Here is a 243-nt window from a genome sequence, read left to right on the forward strand (position 1 = left end):
TCTTCACCAAAACCTTGGCTACGGCTGTTTACATAGATTTCATCAAGATTAGTCGCATCTTCTGCGCGGTAGCCGTAACGGATACCGTCAAAACGTTGCAAGTTTGAAGAAGCTTCTGATGAAGCGATGATGTAATAAACGGCAACACCGTATTTAGAGTGAGGAAGGCTGACTTCTTCGACGATAGCACCCAATTTTTCAAAGTGTTTAGCGGCATTTAGAATGGTTTCCTTAACCTCTGGG

1 protein-coding gene is annotated in these 243 nt (G+C 43.6%); it reads right to left on the minus strand.

Annotated features, from left to right (window positions below):
- A partial coding sequence (locus tag QCD68_RS17270; protein ID WP_301223901.1) for an amidase family protein occupies window positions 1-243 on the minus strand: 243 nt, incomplete at both ends.

Origin of the sequence: Curtobacterium sp. PsM8, assembly GCF_030433875.1 — a bacterium.
GTDB lineage: Bacteria > Actinomycetota > Actinomycetes > Actinomycetales > Microbacteriaceae > Curtobacterium.